Below are 20353 nucleotides of genomic sequence, written 5' to 3' on the forward strand. Positions count from 1 at the left end.
GCCTAAGTAGAGGGGCCTCACCCACAGACCTTATTTCTTCGGGCATGGCCATGCACTAATAAATGAATCCACTACCTGATGACTTGCTTGCTTGTTACGAGCTTCAGGTGAATTTTTTAGGTGCTTGGCCGCAACATCCATAGCTTGGTTCAAAGTAACACTACGTGGTGGGCAGAAAAGAATGCCTGAACCAAGGTCAAATGTTCCCGCAATATAGCCCGAGTACATACCCGATTTAACAACATCGTTAGCATCTAACAGAGTGTCATTCATTAGACGCTCCCTTGCTTGACTATATTCATGCACAGAATTCCCACCCCAAAGGTAATTTTGAGCAAAAAGTGGCATAGGGATTAGTAGGAGAAGTAAAAGTTTTTTCATTAGAAGTCTCAGAGAATAATTAATATTTTAGTGTTTTGGTAGGGCGCAAAATATCATATTTTCTTATGCTTTAAAAATGACAAGTCTAGCTGGCCTAATTCAGCGGTTTTTATTGCCTGAACTCTGCATCTATCCTAGAATTTACGTACTTAACTTAAATATGGTGATGTATGAAAAAGGGATTGGTGGTATTGCTTTTAGGTCTAGCTTCGTTTAGCTCATTTGTCAGCATTGCGAGTGTTGGCGCTAATAAACGGCCTGAAATTACAGAAGATGATGTAGTGCCAGATATGGCGGCAAGTATTAATCGACAGAAAGCACTTCTATATGGTGCGTTTGAAAAACATGGCAACATACGTACTTGTAAGCGTTTAGTTGATAACATGGTTGCTTCGGCAGTTTTTTTGTTATGAGCATCGATTAAGGATATATCCAAGACTCGGGTTTATCATAAATACCACATTCATCATCCATTACTTTAGCATGTAGTTTTTTGGCGATTTCTAGCATTTTTATATAGAGGGCAGTTTCAGGCCATGTGGTATAAACTCTACCGTTATCCCACTCAAGCCAAGGCTCATCATAGGTGCTATTTCCGAGCCATATTGCATTAAATTCACCGTTAATAGCATTTATTTTTAGCTCTGGGTCTTGCTCAACAAGAGCTAGCCACTCATCGCTACTGATTGGATTGCTTTCACTATCAAACCAGCATTCAGCACGAGTAATATGAAATTCAACGCCCATACAGTCATCCTTATTAAATTGGTGAAAATAAAATATCACTTAAATACATAATCTGAAAGTGTGCTTTGCTTCAATTTGCATCCTCGCTAGGCTAACATTACTGAAACTAATTGATGGGATGGTGAGATGAAAGGATACGTAGTTGCTAGTTTGCTAATGATGACGTGCTTTGGTTCTGTTGCTGAAAATAATAAAGATACCGCTCCATTCGGGTTTAAATGGCAAACATCGGTAGATGAAGTCAAAGAAAGTATTTCTGGCAATTACATCATTGTTAGTGAGGAAGTTAGTTGCCCAATAAGCCAGTTAAGACTAATTAAGGCTGATGAAGAATACACAGGCAGTTGGGTGTATGAATTAGGGTTCTTTACTCCAAGATCAGGCGATAAGTTCATAGGATTGAACGAGGTTAGCTATAGCAAATCATCAAAAGATAAAAAAACTATTGATGAGGATTTTAAAAATGTACGGGCTGAGCTCACAACCCGCTATAAAGAAAAAGACAACGAGAACAACACATCAGATGAAATGTCATTCACCTATAATAGTCCTTATGTAACTGGTTTACTTGCATACGAGGATGGCTATGCAGGTTGGCAGGTAACCGCGATTGTACTAAACACACCGACTTTAGATAGAAAAGAGTGGGCCGAGGTGTACGATAAAGCAAAATCTGAGTGCTTTAAGTAGTAAGATAAATAGTTAGTGTTAATTTCTGTCTAGCCCGTCCTTGGGCTAATTTCATTGCATTACCCAGCGATCATTGACCCAACTGGCAGGGCTGTCTTCAATATTTACAACCCAATCAGTTGAAGGTAGCAACGAAGTTAACTGTGAAAGTGCGTCAAGCCAATACTCAATTGATTCCATCAGTATACCCCAGCAGTGATACCAGGGATATTATCAATGCAGCAATGCGTGGGTTAAATACTATTTGGCGTGACGGTTACCGGTATTATAAAGCAGGCATCATACTATCTGATTTTACCGATTCAGATATTACTCAGTTTGATATGTTTTCAACACAAAAACCATTTCGTAATAATGATGAGCTAATGAAAACATTAGATGCCATTAATAAGAGCGGGCAGGGTAAAGTGTGGTTTGCTAGTAAGGGCGGCGATAGCGGATACAAAATGAAAAGAGAAATGTTATCGCCTGCTTACACAACAAACTTTGATAAATTGCCAATGGTTAAAAGCTAAGAAATGGGCTGAGCGTTTTAAATGTATTGCTGAATAAATAAAAGAAAGCAGGGAGAAGAGCTGTGAAACACAAACAATATGGACTTTGCTTTTTGGCCTGACACAACTGGGACACAGAGCCAAATTGAATATAATTTTCTGCTCTGCCTTAACAATAGACATAGCTTGTATCCTTTGTAATCCAGTTTATAGGGAACAGATCAATACATTTGTTCAATGTAAAGAAGAAGCCCCGGTATTTCCAAAAAATACCGGGAGTCTGTTGTTACCTGGCGATGAGCGCAAACGCACCCCAGCCAAAGTATTCCCGCGTGTAAGTCACGTGACGTTTCGGCGAAACCGTTAGCTCGGCCCTGACTTCTGCGGCAAAGTCGTCGTCAGGGTTAGCTTCCAACCAGCGGCGCATGGTCAGCCATTTCGCGGCCTCATACCGGTCCCAGCCTTCTTGGTCTGCCAGCACCATTTCCACTACGTCATAGCCGAGGCCGTCGAAAGCGCGGATAAGTTCAGGTAACGTCAGGAAATCAGCTATTGCGTTAACGCCACAGGCCTGAGCTATCTCTTCCGCTGCTGGTAGCTGACGCCAGTAGGGTTCGCCGATAAGCATGAATCCGCCCGGCTTCAAGCTCTGAGCCAGCAGCCCGACGGTCCCAGCAAACCCACCAGCAATCCATGTCGCCCCGATGCAGGCGACAACGTCGAATTTCTCCTCTGCAACATACCCAGTGGCGTCGTTATGTATGAACTGAACCCGGCTGTTGACGCCGAGTTCTTCCGCGCGGCGTTTAGCCTGTTCGCTGAACAACTGGCTCATGTCGATACCGACACCGATAATGGCGTGATCCCGGGCCCAGGTACAAAGCATTTCCCCCGAGCCACTGCCAAGGTCAAGAATGCGAGTATCTGGCTTCATGCGTAGTACACGGCCCAGCGTGGCGTACTTCTCTTCGGTGAACGGGTTGTGGATGCGATGTTCGCTTTCACTTATGGTAAAAATACGTGGGATATCCAATGCTGAATTCCTTTTATTGTGTTGAGTATTAAGAGGAAGTTCCTCTAAGTTTTTTGCTTTTTCAGCCAGAAGAGCAAATAGCTTCTCTTCAAATGTCTCGCTGACTGGCCAGTCGTCGCTTTCAGGAGGAGGAAGCAGGGTAAATCCGACATTATCGAGCAAGCTACGTACTCGTCATCACGCCAGGTCGTCATTTGGCAGCCGAAACGGGTGGTATGACCGTTTGCTTCAGTCATTCCCTGACGTTTAACTTTTTCGAAAGTATGGACTTCAGTGAGCAGCCGACCACCAGACTCCAGCCGTAGTGCGCAGCGGCTGATGATGGCGCACGCATCCGCTGTGCTGAACACATTCCGTTCCCCAAACGTCATCATGATGAAATAGAGCGACCTATAAGGGTATTGATATCCATTATGCTCTCCTTAGCGGTTATCAAGCTGTGCACGAACATTATTCAGCCCGGTGGTGTTGATGCGGTACGGCTGACCGTTGACGGACTTGATAAGTTTTTTGGCTTTGAGTTTTTTGAAAGTGGAGAGGGTGCAGTCGGTGAGCAGCAGCCCTTCACGGGTGTAGCATTCAACGGCGGTGATGCGACCAGACGCATCGCGGACGTGCGCGATACGACCACCTTTAGCGAGAACGTGTAAGGTACGTTGTTCCTGACGGGATAAATTCATACTGGAAAACCTGTTTAATCATCATGTGCAAAACTCGCAAACACACTGCGGTGTTCGCATTCGATTTCGGCGCATTGATAATCAGTTCGGCCTGAAAAGGTCGATAAACTGATTATCGGATGATTACATTCTCCAGCATCAAAGCCTCGGGTTGAGTTGAAAGGTATTTACAGGGTTAATGTTAACACACAATTTAAATATGGGTATGTACAGTACAATAAAGTGTGATTTACTTCATCAAATTCCTTTTTTAACTTTGGCATGCTCCACCGTTCATTCACATAGAATGCTGTTAGCAATGTCTGTTCCTCGAACAGAGCAGCACCATGAGTTCTGTTTATGGTTAGTTTAGTGCCAGAAGATGAATCCTAAGTTTTACTCAACTTAATGGCTTAGTTTCAAGTCTAAGAATAGAGAAAATTATGGGAGGAAGGTTAAAAGGCTAGCAGGAGCAAGCCTTCTAACGCGGGAGATATTGTTTAATTTCTCAGATAAACATTTAAAAATACGTTTATATGTATATTAAATATTTTAGATATGATTATTAGATGATCTGCATAAATTGAAGTATTTCCACTTTCATATTCGTTATAATGGCTGTCTGTAATATTTAGACTATCTGCCATTTCATGAGTTGATATTTTTTTATTTACTCTAATGTTTCTTATATATTCACCAAGGTTCTTATTTCTTTGTGTGGTTTTTTTCATTATTATCTTTCTATCTATTATATTGGTGTTAGCGCAGTATTTTATTTAAATTTATTTACAGATAAAGGTATTGATTTCTACGTGGCAATGAATTTGAATATAAACGCAATCCTAAATTAATAATTTCGCCATCACTCTCTAATTCTTTTAATAAAGAAACAAAGAAGGATTCGACACTAATATTTAATTTTATTAAAAATAGTAAAATTAGGCTGAATGATATAGTATTAATACCATTTTCGTAGCGTGAAACCTGCTGTTGGCTGACATGAAGTAATTTGCTTATGTCTTCTCCTGTCAGGTCATTTTCAATGCGTTTTTGTCGTAAATAATTTCCAATTAAGATGTTTACTTTGCTATTTAAAATAGCACGATCCATATTAACCTCTATAGTGAGTAAGAATTTTCTGAGATAAAAATTAGTCAAATAATAATATTAAGTACAATCGTTTATAACGCTTGATGGAATATTTTTCATCGGTATAAACGATTGATGCGAAAAAATCAATCGTTTGATTTTATTTTTGTTTAGGCTTAATTTCATGATAAATAACAATTAATTTGATATTTCTTGTTTTTAAAATATTACAAGACAAATGAAGTGGCAATTGCGAATACACGCAATAAGAGTATTTTTGGTTTCATTTTTTATGGTATCTTGAATATTAACTTCAATGATTAAATTATGCTTATTGTTTAGTATTTTATTTATTTTGTATTTACATTCGATTTTTCTTATTTAATTTATACATATAATAATATTATTATTTACAATGTTGTATCATTTTTGAAATAAAATATTATCAATTGAAATATTTTGTTACAATATAACTGGTTTACTAGTGATAAAACAATCTGGAAAATTTTCTTATGTGCTGATTTTATCGTAAATAATAATGTGCTTATATTAAATCTAGCCGCAATTATTTAGAGTATCGGCAGTGATTTTATATACTTGAGGAGATTAATTATGGAGGTTAAATTTTCACTTTATGTTTCAGTATGAAACTATTTCTTGAGGGATACAATGTTGGAATTCATACAGCTATACTGCTTTTTAGTAATATATAACGTATAACTATATGCAGATACTGTGTAACCCGAAGTCACGCTTTTTGAAAAAAAAGGTAGTGAACTAGAAGAAATGCAATAGTGAGGATGGCTGATATGGGTGAAGCTCATTAATGAACTGGAGTGATAACATGAACCGAAGTGAATTGGTTGATTATATTCAGCATAATTATGGCGTGGATCCTGAGACCCCTTGGGGGAAGTTCCCTGAGTATATTGTTTTTAGGAGAAGAAATAACGCAAAATGGTTTGCAGTTATTATGCGCATTTCATCAAATAAATTAGATACAAATAAAAATGAAGAGATGGTTAATATCGTCAACCTTAAAGCTCCCCCTGAACTCATTGGCTCATTGCGGTTAAAAGACGATATTTATCCGGCATATCATATGAATAAAGAGCATTGGATTACGATAAAGCTACCAGGGAGCCTTACCGATAGTGAACTCAAAGAGTTAATCGAAGATAGTTATAAGTTAACAGCATAACAGTTTATTATCTTGCTAGATTACCCCATCCTTAGGAAAAGTTTCTATACTAGCTAGTTAAGCTTTTTAGCAATGATAAATAATCGAGGAAATGGCATTAAAATATAGCCATTATCTTGTTTTGGGTAAGTTTTTGTTAATAATTCATGATAACGTGCGAGAAATTGCTCTTTTTGCTTTTCATTTAAGTTTTCAAGGTAAGGCCTTAACCCTGTTGCTCTTAACCAATCAATGATTGAACCAATAGATGGCATGACATGGTAATAAGTTGTTTGCCATATATCAACAGAGCAGGTAGTAGCTGAAAGCAAATCATAATATTCAGTTATTGATAAAAGTGCTGTTCTATATACCGCAGAAATGGATTGCTCATTGGCTACTTTGCGCATTAAAGCATGCGTGGGTTCATTCCAATTATTTGGCATCTGAATGGCTAAAATACCGCCACTTTGTAGTTGGTTAACTAGGTGAGGAAATAATACCTTGTGATCAGGTAACCATTGTAAGGATGCATTGGCAAATATAAGGTCCTGCTTGGTTTCAGGAACCCAGGTTGCGATGTTCGCTTCTGTAAACTGGCAATCAGGAAGATTCTTTCTCGCTTCAACTAACATAGCGGGAGAATTATCAACTCCCATTATTCTTGCTAATGGATACATTTCACGAAGTATCTGAGTTGAATTACCGGGCCCACAACCTAAATCAGTTAAATTACATGCGTTAGAGACATGAATATGACTGAGTAAGTCGTATGATGGACGAGTTCTTTCCCGCTTAAATTGTAGGTACAAGTCTGGGTTCCAATCTTGCATGTGTGAGCCTCATTGTATTATTAGATAATTAAATCATAACCTATGGCTGAGCATATTGTATTTCTGGCTAAATATGAATTATTTGCGTACCCATCAGAACAGCTTGACCACCAACTTCTACCTGAATAATATTTTTTGTTTGCGAGTTAATTGTTACTTGAATTAATGACGGGCATCCCATTGCACGACCTTGTTCAAACAAAAAATGAGTTTCATTTGGTAAAACATAATTGACCAAATAGCAGCCAAGGGCTCCGCTAGCACTGCCTGTTGCTGATTCTTCATTTATTCCGTAGAGCGGTGCGAAATTTCGACAATGTGCTGTGGTCGAAGAGTTATGGTTTAGCTCAAATACATGAAAACCGATAGCTTTGAATTCACGACTTAGCCTTGCTATTGCCTCATAATTAGGCTGTAGCAAATCTAAATGACCAGTTTTAACTGGAATAATAATGTCGGGTAACCCTGTTGAAACTATCATGATAGGTAAGCCTGTTTCAGCAATAACTTCGTTAGTTATGCCAAGGGCTGTTGCTACTTCATTGATACTGGGCCCATTGCGTAAGGTTGGTAGTGTTTGCTCCATAACGATGTTATTTGGGCTAACAGACACGCTCAGAATACCTGCTTTGGTTTTTTGAGTGTAAAGCCCATCAGTAAGTTGCTTAAGTGAAGCTAAAGTAGAAAACACAGCTAATGTGGCATGACCACAAAAATCAACTTCACCTTCAGCAGTATAGAAATCTACTATAAAATCAGTTTCTTCGCCGTTATAGACAAATGCAGTTTCTGAAAAACCGACCTGCCGCGCAATAGCAATTTTTTGTGAAGTGCTGAGTTTTGGCGGGTTGAGGACAACACCTGCTGGGTTACCACCAGAATTATTTTGTGTGAAAGAATTGACAAGGTATACCAGGATAGCTTGCTCAACTGAATCGGTATTTTTATTTTGCATGGGGATCTTATTGATTGGTTAAAATTTAACAAGAAGTATAGACAATATATTAGCATTAACTCATTGTATAATAGAATAAATATAAAAAATCTATTGAGATAACATGATAGCGATGCAGAACTCAATATTATAAAGAGTTAAGTTGAAGTTGATTGAATATTTGATATAAGTTGGGTGATTTATTTTGATGCAGGTGAAAATAATTGAAATATATGCTGCATAAAATTATGCGGAAGAAATATACAAAACCCTTCAATACCCAGATGAATAGTAAAAAATTTTATTTATATGGCAATAAAACTTATTATTACCTAAGCTAGGTAATAAGTCTCAACCATTAGAGCAATGTTCAAAGCTATGTTTAAGTTGTTTAATAGCATATTTTTCTATGTCTCTTAAACTCATATTCATGGTATCCAACCCTTTGATATCCATTTTAAGTGTATGAGTGGAGTTGTCGTCACCGATCAAAGTTATATGCAAGCCTGTAACTTTTGTATTTTCTTCTAATATATTTACTTGAGTTAGATTAAATCGCATAAAAGTACCTTTTATGTAAATTATAATTATTAATTAATTTACTCTAATTGCATGTTTATTTCCTTTACAAATAGTTAAAAATTGTAACTGTCATTATTCTTAAAATTATCATAATAAATATATAAATTTCTCACGATTTATTACTTAAGTTTAAGTTATGGAGACGTCACCACCTATAGTATCCATAATAGATGCCTATTCCGTTGAATAATCGTCCGATTTATTCAATAAGATCTAGTGGGTAGCAAAATGAGGAAAATATCACAGGTTATTGAAGGGCGTTGTTTCTAAGGTATGCCATCATTTAGCAAAAAAAGCCCCTGCAAGCAGGGGTATCTAATGGAAATGTATATTTATAGTTATTGTTATAAGGTGCCTGTTGTTTAGATAGGCTATCAGATAATACCAGTGATTAAGGATTAATCCAAATCAGAGTAAGCATAAAATTAAAATAAATGTTTTACAGGGGGGCTTGCGTTTGAAATTACTAAGCAACTAATTGTTTTTTAATATTAATTTCTTTTTTTAGAACCTAATTCCAAGTGAGTGTAACTACATGATATCTAATGCTTATGATTAACTTATTGAGAATAATACATAAATCAAACTAAAGTTGGCGAGATGAATGTAAGGTTTTGACTGAATACAAAAACATAATAAGAGTAAAAACGAGTATTATTTTATAGATTATCTCACGGACAAATGGGAAATTATTGAAGTATAGTAAAGGAATATAATTAAAAAGATAATTAAATCGGTTTTGACTTGAAATATAAAATATTACTCCCATAACAGTTATAAATAATCTTTTTAATGTAAGGGATAAAAGATGACTAATGCACAGTGGGTAATACAAGCATTAAATGCGGTATTGGGTGAGAATATTGGTTCATTGCCTGTGGCTAAACAGTATTTTTCGGATAAATATATTCAAGTTGTTGATGGAAAACAAATTGATTTTAATGAATTTATTACACATTTGCAGGTATTGAAAGAAGCCACTGAGTCGATTGTTATTACTATTAAATCTATCGCAGAGGGGGATGGATGTGTTCATACTCAACATCTGGCAAAAGCCACTAAAAAAGATGGTTCAGTAAGTGAATTTGAGGTATTTGCTTGTTTTCAAATAGAAGATGGAAAAATTACCCGTTGCGAAGAATTAACAAGAATGGTTAAAGGTAATAATACTGATGAAAATTTAGGCTCAAGAACCTAAATCTTTATTGCTTGTACAATACTGAATACTACTATTGTAGGTAAAACCTATATTAAAACAAGGCTTTACCTTACTTATATTCTATCTTATATTAACTTGGGTAAATTAACTGTAATCCAGTACCAACTTCTTGTACTGGTGCATATTTTGCCAAATGTATTTTTGCGTTGAGATCTGTACAGTGGCATGGGTGTATAAATTTTATATCCTGCTGGTTAAAGTAATTACCTGTTTTTTCCAAAATTTCTTTTGATGCTTGCTGTAAATGAAACCCACCTATGACAGTGACAATATTATTTATGCCAGTTACATGCTTTGCATATTCAGTAATATTACAAATTCCAGAATGAGAGCAACCCGTTATTACAATTAGGCCTTCAGACGTTTTAATTGCAAGTGCTGAGTCATCAAACACATAGTCATCAATGATATTATGATTGAAGTCGAGTGTAGTACCAATTGGCTCTTTTCCCTCAAAACTATTGAGTCTAGGAATTTGGCCTAAAAAAATTATATTTTCAGAAAGATAGTATGGTTTTGTCGCTTCTATACAATGAAAATAAGAAGCTAAAATGTCTTTAGATGTATTTGTCCCGATGACTTTAGATTGAAATTTTTTGGGAATTAGCGCATCCGGATGGTATATCAGGTGTTTAGTTTCAGGTGCTTCAATGTTACGGCGGTCAAAGTGTTGAATTAGGTGACCTAAGCCCCATGTATGATCATTGTGGCCGTGAGAAAGTACCAGGTCAGTAATATCGGCAAGATCAATATGTAAAATATTCGCATTATCAATAAATATATCTGAATAACCTGTATCGAATAATATTTTTTTATCATCAGCTTCGATATAGTAGCAAACACCGGGTTCACCACAAAAATAACTATCAATCAGGGTATTATTATCTACAAGAACAGTAATTTTTATTGTCATCATGAGCTCATGTTTAATAGAAGTAATCGTAATCTGTTGTATCAGATAAACAGTAACAAATTACTAAATGGCGATAAAATATAATTATAAAAAATGAGGAAATGAGAGGAATATGAGAAAATTATAAAAAAGGTCGGAGGCGACTATCGAGAGTCAACCTCCTAAATAAATTGCGATATAAGCTTATACATTGCTAGGCAAATTTTTTTACTTCTTTACTTCTTGTTGAATTTCATCACCTGTTTCATGGGGATTGGTTGGCTCTGTATGAAAAATAGACATAATATCTTCTAATAGATCTGATTGAGCTTCTAAAGCTTTTAAGGATGATTGCAACTCACGAGTCATAGCTGCATTCGCTTGAGTGGTGTTATCTAATTCATTGATTGCTAGATGTATTTGACTCACCCCATGGGTTTGTTCATTTGAGGCAAGCGCAACACTTTGGATCATTTCATTGATATTAGATGTGTCTTGTGCAATTGAAACGATATTGTCATTTGCATCCGCTGCTAATTGGAAACAGTGGTTAATCTTATCATTTGAATTATTAATCAATAGCTTGATTTCTTTGGATGCTTGAGTACAACTAATTGATAATTCGCGCACTTCATTTGCGACGACCGCAAACCCTTTGCCATGTTCACCCACTCTGGCAGCTTCTACAGCGGCATTCAATGCTAATAAATTAGTTTGAAAAGCAATATTATCAATGGTTGAAGTGATTTTACTGATTTCTTTTGAAAAATCGACGATATCATCCATATTTTCTACAACATCAGAAATAAGTTCATTGCTTTTTTCAATGGTTACACTTGTCTCTGACATCAATTGGCACGATTGGTTGGTGTGAGCTGTATTTAATTTAAAAGATGAATCAAGTTCTTCGACACTGGCTGCGGTTTCGACAATTGCCGCGGCTTGTTGATCTGCTCGAATAGAAAGGTCGTGATTCATCTGGGTGATATCTCCAAGCTCAACTTTTATATGATGAGTGTTGTCATAGATATTTTTAACGATATCAATCAGCTTACTTTGCATATTAGATACATGCTGTTTAAGTAATTTAATTTCATATAAACCTTTGTTATCAAAGGTATGATATAGAACGCCATGGCTAACTTTCTCAATACCATCAATAACTTGGTTTAGTGGGCGAATAAAGAAAAGCTGTAGAATAAATCGAATAAATAGAGTCACGAGGATAACGATTGAGATAGTAACGATTAAGCCAATCAAACTTTGCTTATACAATTGCTCACTTGCAAGAGCAATATCATGATAATTACTATTTAACTGTTGATGATAATTAACGTAGTTTTTCTCAAATGTATCTTGAAACCCTTGAGTAGGTTGGTTTAAAAAGTCATATGTTTTTCCTTGAACTAAAAATACAGAAAGTTCATTCAATGCAGCATATAACGCTCTATATGATTTTTCTAGTTCAGCAAATTCATCACCGTTTTTATAGATTGAGGTGGATGTGAATGCATCCCAATAGTTTCCTGTTTCTGTTATTTTTTTATGATAAAACTCGATGAGGCTATCTATGTCAGTGTTTGATGTTTTCATCTTGTTGATAACCAATAAATGACGAGAGCTAGCGCGATTCAATGTGTTTCTTGCTTGTAATAAAGATTGCCACGTATTATTCAGTTGTGTTTGTTCATTATAAATAGTGTCGAGTTTGAATAATGTCTCTTGATATTGCTTTAAAGAACTAAAGAAAAACCAACAGGTTGAAAGAAGAAGGACGATAAGCAGGCCTGAAATAAACCAGACTAGAGTTGTCGTTTTAAAACCAGAAAAAGAGAATTTAGGTGAACTAAAATTAATTTTTTTTAAATTACCAGACATCATTGATTATTTCCTTTCATACCATCGAGTAGTATGTTTGAACGCATACTAAGTACGACTTCTAAACATAACGTGATTAACCATGAGCAAATCGAAGCTGTCCGATAGCTAAAAAGTTATATGTAGTCACGCGGAAGCATCAGGCGTAGGGACTAAATGAATGTATCGGCACTAACTCTGGATACTTTATATCCAACAATTTGACTTAGCTCATAAAATTGAAAGTAATTAAGGGGTTTTACTGATCGAGAGAGAATGGGAGGAAATAATTGTTGTACATTGCTACCTAGAATACAGTTAATTTACGAATTATTTGTGATAATAATAGTCAACCTTTAAAACTTTGGCTTTGAGTGCGGTATGCTTTCTTTATTCTTTAAATGCCTTTTAGGCGCTTTAGCTGTATTGATTATTGCACTGTTTTCGCGTAGTAAAATTTACTATATTGCAGGTTTAGTTCCATTATTTCCTACATTTGCATTAATTGCACATGTTATCGTTGTACAGGAACAAGGCACAGAAGCACTAAGAAAAACGGCATTGTTTGGGCTGTGGTCACTCATCCCTTATGCAATGTATTTATTAACGGTATATTTGCTAGCAACGAAAATGACGGCTTGGGGAAGTTTAAGTATTGCAACTGTTATTTGGATAATAACAGCAGCAATATTGGTTTATATATGGCAACTCACTCAATAAATAACATAGGGAGAAATAATTAACTGTAAATAATGATAAAAATAAACTATCACGATAAGCTGATAGCTTAAGCTTTATGGGTTATAGTCGCAAAAATCTAAGTATTAACTATAATGATAAGCAGTGTTTTCCATTGAGTTTTACAGTTAAAATGTTATTAAGAACCTTGGTATTATTATTAGTTGCTGGTTGCGCGTATATTGCAGGAATTATGACTGAAATTAAACTTGATCCTGAGTTAGATACTGAAGGTCGAGTGAAAAGTTCTGTCGAAGATTTTCTTGCTTACCCCTCAGCTGCAAATTATAAAAATGTTCAATACTATGTATTGACCAAAAGTGAAGAGGGGGATGAAACTGGCTATTATTGTGGCGAAGTCTTTGGTTTTGAAAATGAATTACCCCATGGCTATAAAAGGTTTATCGTTAGACTCCATAAAAATAGGGCTGGCAAGGTAATGATATCCATTCCTTTTGTAGAAAAAACAGATGATATTATTCCCGCAGAGCAATTTGAATCTGTGTGGGACAGGTATTGTAAAAGAAGCTAATTTAATATAGCTCGTTGAGTGACAAACAAAACGAGCACCAATAATATTAATTTGTTTTAACTGCCATCGTTGCTAGGAATGTGGGCAGATAATTATCAACGACAAATCGTGGATTAGGTTGCCAGTCTTCTTTAAAGCCAGTGATATAAAAGCCTACCTTTATTTGCCCTCCAATAAGATCTGTTAATGAGTGACCGAACACAAAAGCTTCTCGCCTTGCTTGCTTTTGCGCTATTTGCTCTGTTGATAGGGTTGATAGCTCGGAGTACGGCATAGTATGACTTGGTTTTATTATGCCTTGCTCATCATATCGCTTATCACGTTCTCCAATGAAAACAACAGGATTAAAAAAACTGGATAACAGTCGTCCATTTGGTTTTAAAACACGGTAGCATTCTTGCCAGACCGGGTTAACATCTGGAATATACAGGTTAGAAATAGGGTGAAATATTATATCAAATGATTCATTCGCAAACATGTGTAATGAGCGCATATCACCTTGAACAATCTCTAATGTTAAATTATCCCTTTCTGCCACCATTTTGTCTTGCTCAAGCTGTTTTTGAGAAAAGTCAAAAACAGTCACATTCGCCCCTGCGGCAGCGAGTACTGGAGCTTGTTGTCCTCCAGCAGAGGCTAAGCAGAGAATTTTTTTATCTTTTACATCACCTAACCAAGCGTCATCAACAGGAGTTGGAGTTAGATGAACCTGCCACTTTCCTTTTTTAGCTTCATTGATAGTTTTGGAATCAACGGGGGTTGACCAAGCAAGTTGCGATTCTGCTTGTTTATCCCATGCTTTTTGGTTGGCACTCATGAAATCTGTCATAAAAAGACCTTCTGCATACAATAATTTGTCACAGTGTAGCAAAAAATGAGCAAATTGAAATGAAAATGTACCAGTTAGTACATAATTAATTTCCTACCATTAAATGATATGAGGTGCCATTAAATTCAAAATTAGTGACATTACTCATTCCTATCTTCTTATGTGCAAAAAGGGACCTAAGATTATCTGCATTGATAAATGCAATAGGCTTTCCTTGGTTATACGAACATACGCTATCAAAAAGGATCTTTAGAATATTTTTTCCTCTATAATTTCTATCAATACAAACAGGGCCATAGAACCAATTATTCTGTATAATTTCCGTATGCTGTTTAATGATCAAATGTGCTATAGCGGGTAGGGATGAAGAATGAGGATCAAAGCTAAATACGACTGCAATAATTTTATTTCCATCTCTGGCTATAACAGTAGTTAGACTCCCTGAAAACATAGCGTTGACTTTAGCTTGAGGATATTCACCGAGTAACCCACCTTGTTGGGATTCAGAATTAGATTGCAATAATTGAGCCACAGCAGGACAATCTGATTGTGTCATTAATTCATATTTAATATTCATTATTCCCTCGTAATGATTGCTAAATACGTTTAAATTTATGATATGAAGAGTAGCGGGATTTGTGGGAGCACATTGTAATGTGTTACTTCTAACCCCATAATATCGGTTATTTATTCTTTGTCTATTGAATCAGTATGTTAACTAAATTTTATCCAGTATTTTTACTTGTTATTTCAAATGTATTTATGATGTTTGCTTGGTATGGACATTTAAAATTTACAACAAAGCCACTGTATGTTGTTATTTTCTTTAGCTGGTTAATTGCATTGGTTGAATACTGTTTTGCGGTGCCAGCTAATCGGTTAGGGCATCAGTACTACAGTGCAGCTGAATTAAAAACAATGCAAGAGGTGATAACACTCTGTGTTTTTGTTCTTTTTTCGGTGTTGTATTTAGGTGAAAGTTTTACCATTAATCATTTAATAGGTTTTATTCTCATTTTTGCGGGGGCCTTTTTTATATTTAAGGGGCCATTTTAACAAAAAGAGCAGTTTGAGCTGCTCTTTTTGGATTTGACTTAATTTATACCCATCCTTTTTCATGGAATTGTTTCAGTATTACAACAAATTGCTGCATTTCCTCGGGGGTTCCTAGCGTTAATCTATTCCAGCCAACCGCTGGTGGAAATTCACGACCTACCATGACATGAGCATCAGCCATACGTTGTTGATAGGTTTTTACGTCCCCTTTAACTTTATGGAAAATAAAATTAGCCTGTGATGGAGCATATTCCAGCCCGATTTCGTTTAATGCTTTTTCTACGATTTTTCTCGATATATCGTTGGATTTTAGGCTGTATTGAATAAATGATTTATCCTTTAGTGATGCAATCGCAGCAACCGCACCTGCTGTATTAGTATTATCAATAGATAAAAACGCATCTACAGCAGCAATAATTTCGGGGGTTGCGACCCCATAGCCGACTCTTAAGCCTGCTAAGGCAAAAATTTTAGAGAAGGTACGTGTGACAATCAGGTTGTTTTGACCTTTTTTGACTAATTCAATAGCACTTGTAAAGTTCGGGTCTTCAACAAACTCAGCGTAAGCTTCATCAACGATAAAAAATGTGTTGTCAGAGTCTTTACTCAGCCACTTATCAAGCTGGCTATAAGGCGTGATCATTGCCGTCGGATTATTTGGGTTACAAATATAGACCATTGATAAACCATCAAAGTCATTAGCGGCTTGTTCCATTTTTGCTAAGTCAAATGATAAATCGGTTTTTAAAGGAATTTTCGTTATCGTCACCCCTAATGGTAGGGAGTATAGCTCTGCATAATTGAATGTTGGGTCAGGTGTGACGAGCTGAATATTGATACCCCGTTTCTTCGCTTTATTTGCCAACATCGCGACAGTGGCTTGAATGGTTTCAGATGAACCATTGCCTATACTAATGTTCTCATCGGATAAACTGTAGAGCTCACCAATATTCTTCTGTAATTCAGCACGAGCATCATCAGGGTAGCGGAATGCATTAGGTAATGCCTTAATGATAGCTTCTTTAGCCTTTTCGGACATCCCTAATGAGTTTTCATTGAAATTCAATAGTAATGGGTGTTTTTCACTCGGTAAGACAATGTTACTATTTTGTGCAACCGCATGATTAAACAATGAATTAAGCGCAAGCCCACCAGCCACTAATGAGCTGGATTTAAGAAATGAACGACGATCCATAGTTATTCCCTGAAATTATTATTTTTGAATGTATTAGATTACTCATAATTATCTCAAAGTAAATAATTATATAGATAAAATGACTTTTTATTCACTTGATTGTTTGGGTTAACTATTTCAAATCATTGCATAGGAAATTCAATATTATCTATTTAATTGATATTAAAAGATAAAATTTTTTAGCTCGGGAGTGACTAGAATAATAAGTAATTGTGTTATGAATTAAATTCGTTATATAATAATTTATATGATGATTATTTGGCTATAAATAATAGGAACAATAATGAAGCTATACATGTTTTATGTGGGTGGTAACGCAGGCAAATCTAATATTGAAGTACATGATGTTCAGTTTGTGGCAGCAGAGCAACCTACAGATGCTTGGCCGACATTAAGAGAAAATTGGTTTGGTGATAAAGACAAGATCCATATTGATGGCTATGCAGTGATTAATTGGGCAGATGGGTTTGAAATAGAATTACGAAAAGAACCCTCAACAAGTGAATATCGCCTTTATTTTGTTAATGTAGGTGGATATATTCCAAGCAACCTTGCGGAATTACATGAGTTTGATTTATTCGTTGCTAAAACTGCACATGAGGCTAAACAAAAAGCACTTCAGGCGCTATTAACAAATAGTCAGCAACAACATAAAGATAATTTGAAAGATGTGGATGATTGCTTATTACTACAACAAGTTGGTGATTTTTATATACATCTAACTGAAAATAAAAATGGAAATCACTTTATTCCTCAGTGGCAAGGTTACCAGCCAATCGGAATATAAAATAATACCAAGGGTAGTGTTATTCTACCCTTGGTAAAAATTACTGGCCTTGTACAGGGGTATTAGGCGTAATTTCTACAACTGCAACTTTAACCATATATTGTTTACCATTTTCTCCTTTAGGAGCATCTGCAGCAATTTTTTTCAGTGTTTCATCTGGCTGAGCTGTTTGAATTGATGTTGAATACTGCATCATACCACGGTGACGATTTGCATAATTAGAGTGACGATAATTATCACAAGGTCTATCATTATATTGGTGTTGATTTTGGTACCCACCACGGTGCCATGAACCATTCCCATCCCCTGGGTAAGCAAATGTTGAAAAACTGATAGCGATTAAACTTGCACTAAGAATTAATGGCTTTAATATATTCATGTGATATCTCCTTTAGAATATTTATTAATTATCATTCTGCCATTCTAATTATGTAATTCAATTACATTTACTTATCTAAATGAATAAACCATAATTCAGTCACTTTATATTCATTATTTCTTCACAATGAAAATAGTTTGTTAATGAAATGAGAGTGAGGTTAAATTATAATTCTCTGTTGGTTTTGTTTTATTGTTTTTCATTGAAAAACTTAGCGAGTTTACTGATTGATATAATTGATGCAACGGCAATATCTTTATTATAATCATCACATAATACTAACAGTCTATCGATGGCGGCTTCTTGTTCAATTGAACAAATATAATCACCTAATGCATTTATTGCAGCTATTTTAACATCATTGTTATTGCCATGAGTTAAGTTAACGAGATTTTTAACGATCTTTTCTTTCATAAAAATAGATTAAATTAGTCTAACAGTATAGAGGTTAGTATAAAACTAGCTAACAAAATAAAAAATGTTTTTTTTATTAATGTTAAGTTAATAGATATAAATTGAATCAATAGTGATAGGAAGGTTTTAGAATAGTTTTCAATATTAAATTTCGAGTTTTATGAGAAAATAGCAATTGGTTAGAGGGAATATCAAATAGTAGAGCCAAAAGCTCAAATTGTTTATTCAAACTGATATAATCCATTTATACTAGTTCGATTTATCATAAAGTAGAAAGGGTGATGCGTTGAAGCGTATAAAAACAAAATTACTGATTGTACTGCTATTGGCTTTAGGAGTATTTGCATACCATTCTTATACGAGTATTGGTGATTCAGATGTTAAAAATGAAGCACAAAGCTTGGTGGAAAAGAAATTCGGCAACTCATCAGCAGTTGAGTTTAGTGATGTTGAAATAGTACAAAAAAATGAGTTTAAGGAAGGGGAGAGTTATCGAGTTTGTGGCTTATACCATTTATCTTCCCAAGACGACGCTCTGCCATTTGTTGCGAATGTGATTGTTAAGGAAGGGAGTTTTTCTGAACATGGGCAGCTGATTATTAGTGAAACACCAGAGTTAAAATTTTCCATTGAACAGTTGTGTGTTAAAAAACAAGCTCATTGATAAAAAAGCGCTCAAAGTAAAAGTTGAGCGCTTTTTTGTTTTCTAGAAAAATTAAATGATTAAGATTTATTCAAAAGAAGTTCAGTTTGAATTTTACAAGCTGAAACAGAATCATTTAATGATTTATTGAAGTCAGCTTCATTAGCAAATTTAGATTTATTGCTACGTACGGTATCAATCGCTGAAGTTAGATTTTTGCGGAGGTCTGACTCAACAGTGGCTAATTGCTTGAGATCGACATTTTCACTTTTCAGTTTAGCAATGGTTTCTTGGGTTAATTCACTGCTAGTTTTGTCAGTGCTGTATGCTTCACTTAGTGCTTGACCTGTGATTTCACAATAATCGTTGGCTATCTCACTAATATTTAATGGGGCATTATCAGCCATAACAAGGGCTGGGGCCAGGCAAAAAGCCAGTAATAAACGCTTCATAGTCATACCTCTATTTTGCACACAATGAATAATAACTCTATCTGGTATTAGAGAAATACTATAGCAGATTAGACCTAAAACGGGGGATGTCGAATGGGTTTTAGCATGATTTCATAAAAAAGAGCCAGTATAAATACTGGCCGCTATAATTAGCAAAAGCAATGTAAATGAAAATTACGTTATATACATTACCATATAACGATGTGAGGTAAAGCGATTTCCACTTATTTTGGTGAAAGTTAAGATTAAGTATGATCTTGATCAGAGTTTGGATAAATATTGGAAGAGCGTTATTGAAATATAGGAGAGTTAAAACAACCAGCTAGCGATCATGCAGACCACTGCTGGTTCTATTCATAACCTCACAGAGAGCTTATTGTTTTAACCAATGACCATGTTTTAATACATCTTCGACAAGTTCATGTAAAACAATATGTGCTTCGTTATCATCATGAAAGCCTTTAGTTTGAAAGGTTGTTGGGCCATTATCATGAGTAATCAATAGATAACTACCAGGGTAGACTTCTAAAACGCGAGCTTTCAGTTCTGCAATGAAGGATTCATATGATTTTTCAGGGAGCTGAGAAAGTGGGTCATCAGATAACTTAATATTAATTTCCATGCGTTAACCTCTTGTTTATAAATTTAATTAAGCTCAGTTTATTGTTAAGTGAAAGCATAAGCAATAATCTAATTATGATGATTGCAATTTGATTTATTTTGGCGCTGTGAATTAAC

At 35.5% G+C, this 20353-nt stretch carries 28 protein-coding genes and 1 pseudogene; 10 read left to right on the plus strand and 19 right to left on the minus strand.

Features of this window, described 5'->3' with window-relative positions; translation table 11 throughout:
* Positions 1 to 30: 30 nt before the first annotated feature.
* The gene (locus PR834_RS00920; RefSeq protein WP_036957627.1) at positions 31 to 273 is read right to left on the minus strand and encodes a Rap1a/Tai family immunity protein; all 243 of its coding nucleotides are present in this window, start codon (positions 271 to 273) and stop codon (positions 31 to 33) included.
* Between the two features lie 278 nt (positions 274 to 551).
* On the opposite strand from PR834_RS00920, the gene PR834_RS00925 reads away from it, so the two are divergent.
* Positions 552 to 794 carry a hypothetical protein gene (locus PR834_RS00925; RefSeq protein WP_196731917.1) on the plus strand — a complete coding sequence of 81 codons (243 nt, stop codon included), beginning with the start codon at positions 552 to 554 and terminating at the stop codon, positions 792 to 794.
* A gap of 7 nt (positions 795 to 801) precedes the next feature.
* Here the strand turns inward: PR834_RS00925 and PR834_RS00930 are convergent, their stop codons facing one another.
* The gene (locus tag PR834_RS00930; RefSeq protein ID WP_136135173.1) at positions 802 to 1128 is read right to left on the minus strand and encodes a hypothetical protein; all 327 of its coding nucleotides are present in this window, start codon (positions 1126 to 1128) and stop codon (positions 802 to 804) included.
* A 126-nt stretch (positions 1129 to 1254) separates the two neighbouring features.
* Here PR834_RS00930 and PR834_RS00935 point away from each other — a divergent pair, with 126 nt between their 5' ends.
* Positions 1255 to 1818, plus strand: coding sequence for a hypothetical protein (locus PR834_RS00935; protein WP_136135172.1), 564 nt, complete (start codon positions 1255 to 1257; stop codon positions 1816 to 1818).
* A 51-nt stretch (positions 1819 to 1869) separates the two neighbouring features.
* Here PR834_RS00935 and PR834_RS00940 read toward each other — a convergent pair whose 3' ends face one another.
* Positions 1870 to 1998 carry a hypothetical protein gene (locus tag PR834_RS00940; protein ID WP_257474425.1) on the minus strand — a complete coding sequence of 43 codons (129 nt, stop codon included), beginning with the start codon at positions 1996 to 1998 and terminating at the stop codon, positions 1870 to 1872.
* On the opposite strand from PR834_RS00940, the gene PR834_RS00945 reads away from it, so the two are divergent.
* Complete coding sequence (locus tag PR834_RS00945) at positions 1968 to 2333, plus strand: DUF4113 domain-containing protein (protein WP_336298116.1); 366 nt, start codon at positions 1968 to 1970, stop codon at positions 2331 to 2333. The two genes, PR834_RS00940 and PR834_RS00945, sit on opposite strands and share 31 nt — an antisense overlap.
* Positions 2334 to 2598: 265 nt before the next feature.
* On the opposite strand, the pseudogene PR834_RS00950 reads toward PR834_RS00945, so the two are convergent.
* From PR834_RS00950 to PR834_RS00965, 4 genes and pseudogenes are all read right to left on the minus strand, one after another.
* A pseudogene (locus tag PR834_RS00950) lies at positions 2599 to 3746 on the minus strand (SAM-dependent methyltransferase); the annotation flags it as partial.
* Between the two features lie 21 nt (positions 3747 to 3767).
* On the minus strand, positions 3768 to 4025 hold the full coding sequence (locus tag PR834_RS00955) for a YjhX family toxin (protein WP_071585852.1): 258 nt from the start codon (positions 4023 to 4025) through the stop codon (positions 3768 to 3770).
* Between the two features lie 479 nt (positions 4026 to 4504).
* Positions 4505 to 4735: a helix-turn-helix domain-containing protein gene (locus PR834_RS00960; RefSeq protein ID WP_096863878.1), complete on the minus strand. Its 231-nt coding sequence runs from the start codon at positions 4733 to 4735 to the stop codon at positions 4505 to 4507.
* 55 nt (positions 4736 to 4790) lie between these two features.
* A complete protein-coding gene (locus tag PR834_RS00965) occupies positions 4791 to 5114 on the minus strand; it encodes a helix-turn-helix domain-containing protein (protein WP_004253408.1) in 324 nt (107 codons plus the stop codon).
* 823 nt (positions 5115 to 5937) lie between these two features.
* On the opposite strand from PR834_RS00965, the gene PR834_RS00970 reads away from it, so the two are divergent.
* Positions 5938 to 6294, plus strand: coding sequence for an MmcQ/YjbR family DNA-binding protein (locus PR834_RS00970; protein ID WP_165119709.1), 357 nt, complete (start codon positions 5938 to 5940; stop codon positions 6292 to 6294).
* A 53-nt stretch (positions 6295 to 6347) separates the two neighbouring features.
* Here PR834_RS00970 and tam read toward each other — a convergent pair whose 3' ends face one another.
* From tam to PR834_RS00985, 3 genes are all read right to left on the minus strand, one after another.
* Positions 6348 to 7106, minus strand: coding sequence for a trans-aconitate 2-methyltransferase (gene tam / locus PR834_RS00975; RefSeq protein ID WP_262960343.1), 759 nt, complete (start codon positions 7104 to 7106; stop codon positions 6348 to 6350).
* 67 nt (positions 7107 to 7173) lie between these two features.
* Positions 7174 to 8061, minus strand: a complete 888-nt coding sequence (locus tag PR834_RS00980) for a PhzF family phenazine biosynthesis protein (RefSeq protein WP_004253418.1) — start codon at positions 8059 to 8061, stop codon at positions 7174 to 7176.
* 330 nt (positions 8062 to 8391) lie between these two features.
* The gene (locus PR834_RS00985; protein ID WP_094960461.1) at positions 8392 to 8601 is read right to left on the minus strand and encodes a hypothetical protein; all 210 of its coding nucleotides are present in this window, start codon (positions 8599 to 8601) and stop codon (positions 8392 to 8394) included.
* An 829-nt stretch (positions 8602 to 9430) separates the two neighbouring features.
* Between PR834_RS00985 and PR834_RS00990 the strand changes: the two genes are divergently transcribed.
* Complete coding sequence (locus PR834_RS00990; RefSeq protein WP_262960342.1) at positions 9431 to 9820, plus strand: nuclear transport factor 2 family protein; 390 nt, start codon at positions 9431 to 9433, stop codon at positions 9818 to 9820.
* A 91-nt stretch (positions 9821 to 9911) separates the two neighbouring features.
* Here PR834_RS00990 and PR834_RS00995 read toward each other — a convergent pair whose 3' ends face one another.
* The gene (locus PR834_RS00995) at positions 9912 to 10754 is read right to left on the minus strand and encodes an MBL fold metallo-hydrolase (protein WP_036957636.1); all 843 of its coding nucleotides are present in this window, start codon (positions 10752 to 10754) and stop codon (positions 9912 to 9914) included.
* Between the two features lie 207 nt (positions 10755 to 10961).
* On the minus strand, positions 10962 to 12614 hold the full coding sequence (locus PR834_RS01000) for a methyl-accepting chemotaxis protein (protein WP_112308353.1): 1653 nt from the start codon (positions 12612 to 12614) through the stop codon (positions 10962 to 10964).
* A gap of 357 nt (positions 12615 to 12971) precedes the next feature.
* On the opposite strand from PR834_RS01000, the gene PR834_RS01005 reads away from it, so the two are divergent.
* Together PR834_RS01005 and PR834_RS01010 are read left to right on the plus strand one after the other, a co-directional pair.
* On the plus strand, positions 12972 to 13310 hold the full coding sequence (locus tag PR834_RS01005; protein ID WP_004253427.1) for a GlpM family protein: 339 nt from the start codon (positions 12972 to 12974) through the stop codon (positions 13308 to 13310).
* A gap of 76 nt (positions 13311 to 13386) precedes the next feature.
* Positions 13387 to 13860 carry a hypothetical protein gene (locus tag PR834_RS01010; protein ID WP_227528966.1) on the plus strand — a complete coding sequence of 158 codons (474 nt, stop codon included), beginning with the start codon at positions 13387 to 13389 and terminating at the stop codon, positions 13858 to 13860.
* A gap of 46 nt (positions 13861 to 13906) precedes the next feature.
* Here the strand turns inward: PR834_RS01010 and PR834_RS01015 are convergent, their stop codons facing one another.
* Both PR834_RS01015 and PR834_RS01020 read right to left on the minus strand, forming a co-directional pair.
* Positions 13907 to 14689, minus strand: a complete 783-nt coding sequence (locus tag PR834_RS01015) for a class I SAM-dependent methyltransferase (protein ID WP_110591812.1) — start codon at positions 14687 to 14689, stop codon at positions 13907 to 13909.
* An 85-nt stretch (positions 14690 to 14774) separates the two neighbouring features.
* Positions 14775 to 15266, minus strand: coding sequence for an N-acetyltransferase (locus PR834_RS01020; RefSeq protein WP_110591811.1), 492 nt, complete (start codon positions 15264 to 15266; stop codon positions 14775 to 14777).
* A 134-nt stretch (positions 15267 to 15400) separates the two neighbouring features.
* Here PR834_RS01020 and PR834_RS01025 point away from each other — a divergent pair, with 134 nt between their 5' ends.
* Complete coding sequence (locus tag PR834_RS01025; RefSeq protein ID WP_094960466.1) at positions 15401 to 15745, plus strand: DMT family protein; 345 nt, start codon at positions 15401 to 15403, stop codon at positions 15743 to 15745.
* Between the two features lie 43 nt (positions 15746 to 15788).
* Here PR834_RS01025 and PR834_RS01030 read toward each other — a convergent pair whose 3' ends face one another.
* The gene (locus PR834_RS01030) at positions 15789 to 16940 is read right to left on the minus strand and encodes a pyridoxal phosphate-dependent aminotransferase (RefSeq protein ID WP_272536318.1); all 1152 of its coding nucleotides are present in this window, start codon (positions 16938 to 16940) and stop codon (positions 15789 to 15791) included.
* Between the two features lie 283 nt (positions 16941 to 17223).
* On the opposite strand from PR834_RS01030, the gene PR834_RS01035 reads away from it, so the two are divergent.
* Positions 17224 to 17727: a DUF1543 domain-containing protein gene (locus tag PR834_RS01035; protein ID WP_004253444.1), complete on the plus strand. Its 504-nt coding sequence runs from the start codon at positions 17224 to 17226 to the stop codon at positions 17725 to 17727.
* Positions 17728 to 17767: 40 nt separating this feature from the next.
* On the opposite strand, the gene PR834_RS01040 is transcribed toward PR834_RS01035, so the two are convergent.
* Positions 17768 to 18106 (minus strand): hypothetical protein, encoded by a 339-nt coding sequence (locus PR834_RS01040; RefSeq protein ID WP_004253447.1) that lies wholly within the window; start codon positions 18104 to 18106, stop codon positions 17768 to 17770.
* 189 nt (positions 18107 to 18295) lie between these two features.
* Positions 18296 to 18520 (minus strand): hypothetical protein, encoded by a 225-nt coding sequence (locus tag PR834_RS01045; protein WP_094960468.1) that lies wholly within the window; start codon positions 18518 to 18520, stop codon positions 18296 to 18298.
* Positions 18521 to 18806: 286 nt separating this feature from the next.
* Between PR834_RS01045 and PR834_RS01050 the strand changes: the two genes are divergently transcribed.
* Positions 18807 to 19184, plus strand: a complete 378-nt coding sequence (locus PR834_RS01050) for a hypothetical protein (protein ID WP_272536319.1) — start codon at positions 18807 to 18809, stop codon at positions 19182 to 19184.
* 59 nt (positions 19185 to 19243) lie between these two features.
* Here PR834_RS01050 and PR834_RS01055 read toward each other — a convergent pair whose 3' ends face one another.
* Together PR834_RS01055 and PR834_RS01060 are read right to left on the minus strand one after the other, a co-directional pair.
* The gene (locus PR834_RS01055; RefSeq protein WP_036957640.1) at positions 19244 to 19615 is read right to left on the minus strand and encodes a hypothetical protein; all 372 of its coding nucleotides are present in this window, start codon (positions 19613 to 19615) and stop codon (positions 19244 to 19246) included.
* A 373-nt stretch (positions 19616 to 19988) separates the two neighbouring features.
* Positions 19989 to 20237, minus strand: coding sequence for a DinI-like family protein (locus PR834_RS01060; protein WP_004253462.1), 249 nt, complete (start codon positions 20235 to 20237; stop codon positions 19989 to 19991).
* Positions 20238 to 20353 lie beyond the last annotated feature (116 nt).

The sequence above is a fragment of the Providencia sp. PROV182 genome, assembly GCF_028480325.1.
GTDB classification, from domain to species: Bacteria; Pseudomonadota; Gammaproteobacteria; order Enterobacterales; family Enterobacteriaceae; genus Providencia; species Providencia hangzhouensis.

Coding starts and splice junctions, on each gene's coding strand:
- PR834_RS00920 (WP_036957627.1), bottom strand. CDS start 273: ATGAATGACACTCTGTTAGATGCTAACGATGTTGTTAAATCGGGTATG.
- PR834_RS00925 (WP_196731917.1), top strand. CDS start 552: ATGAAAAAGGGATTGGTGGTATTGCTTTTAGGTCTAGCTTCGTTTAGC.
- PR834_RS00930 (WP_136135173.1), bottom strand. CDS start 1,128: ATGGGCGTTGAATTTCATATTACTCGTGCTGAATGCTGGTTTGATAGT.
- PR834_RS00935 (WP_136135172.1), top strand. CDS start 1,255: ATGAAAGGATACGTAGTTGCTAGTTTGCTAATGATGACGTGCTTTGGT.
- PR834_RS00940 (WP_257474425.1), bottom strand. CDS start 1,998: ATGGAATCAATTGAGTATTGGCTTGACGCACTTTCACAGTTAACTTCG.
- PR834_RS00955 (WP_071585852.1), bottom strand. CDS start 4,025: ATGAATTTATCCCGTCAGGAACAACGTACCTTACACGTTCTCGCTAAA.
- PR834_RS00960 (WP_096863878.1), bottom strand. CDS start 4,735: ATGAAAAAAACCACACAAAGAAATAAGAACCTTGGTGAATATATAAGA.
- PR834_RS00965 (WP_004253408.1), bottom strand. CDS start 5,114: ATGGATCGTGCTATTTTAAATAGCAAAGTAAACATCTTAATTGGAAAT.
- PR834_RS00970 (WP_165119709.1), top strand. CDS start 5,938: ATGAACCGAAGTGAATTGGTTGATTATATTCAGCATAATTATGGCGTG.
- tam (WP_262960343.1), bottom strand. CDS start 7,106: ATGCAAGATTGGAACCCAGACTTGTACCTACAATTTAAGCGGGAAAGA.
- PR834_RS00980 (WP_004253418.1), bottom strand. CDS start 8,061: ATGCAAAATAAAAATACCGATTCAGTTGAGCAAGCTATCCTGGTATAC.
- PR834_RS00985 (WP_094960461.1), bottom strand. CDS start 8,601: ATGCGATTTAATCTAACTCAAGTAAATATATTAGAAGAAAATACAAAA.
- PR834_RS00990 (WP_262960342.1), top strand. CDS start 9,431: ATGACTAATGCACAGTGGGTAATACAAGCATTAAATGCGGTATTGGGT.
- PR834_RS00995 (WP_036957636.1), bottom strand. CDS start 10,754: ATGACAATAAAAATTACTGTTCTTGTAGATAATAATACCCTGATTGAT.
- PR834_RS01000 (WP_112308353.1), bottom strand. CDS start 12,614: ATGATGTCTGGTAATTTAAAAAAAATTAATTTTAGTTCACCTAAATTC.
- PR834_RS01005 (WP_004253427.1), top strand. CDS start 12,972: ATGCTTTCTTTATTCTTTAAATGCCTTTTAGGCGCTTTAGCTGTATTG.
- PR834_RS01010 (WP_227528966.1), top strand. CDS start 13,387: ATGGGTTATAGTCGCAAAAATCTAAGTATTAACTATAATGATAAGCAG.
- PR834_RS01015 (WP_110591812.1), bottom strand. CDS start 14,689: ATGACAGATTTCATGAGTGCCAACCAAAAAGCATGGGATAAACAAGCA.
- PR834_RS01020 (WP_110591811.1), bottom strand. CDS start 15,266: ATGAATATTAAATATGAATTAATGACACAATCAGATTGTCCTGCTGTG.
- PR834_RS01025 (WP_094960466.1), top strand. CDS start 15,401: ATGTTAACTAAATTTTATCCAGTATTTTTACTTGTTATTTCAAATGTA.
- PR834_RS01030 (WP_272536318.1), bottom strand. CDS start 16,940: ATGGATCGTCGTTCATTTCTTAAATCCAGCTCATTAGTGGCTGGTGGG.
- PR834_RS01035 (WP_004253444.1), top strand. CDS start 17,224: ATGAAGCTATACATGTTTTATGTGGGTGGTAACGCAGGCAAATCTAAT.
- PR834_RS01040 (WP_004253447.1), bottom strand. CDS start 18,106: ATGAATATATTAAAGCCATTAATTCTTAGTGCAAGTTTAATCGCTATC.
- PR834_RS01045 (WP_094960468.1), bottom strand. CDS start 18,520: ATGAAAGAAAAGATCGTTAAAAATCTCGTTAACTTAACTCATGGCAAT.
- PR834_RS01055 (WP_036957640.1), bottom strand. CDS start 19,615: ATGAAGCGTTTATTACTGGCTTTTTGCCTGGCCCCAGCCCTTGTTATG.
- PR834_RS01060 (WP_004253462.1), bottom strand. CDS start 20,237: ATGGAAATTAATATTAAGTTATCTGATGACCCACTTTCTCAGCTCCCT.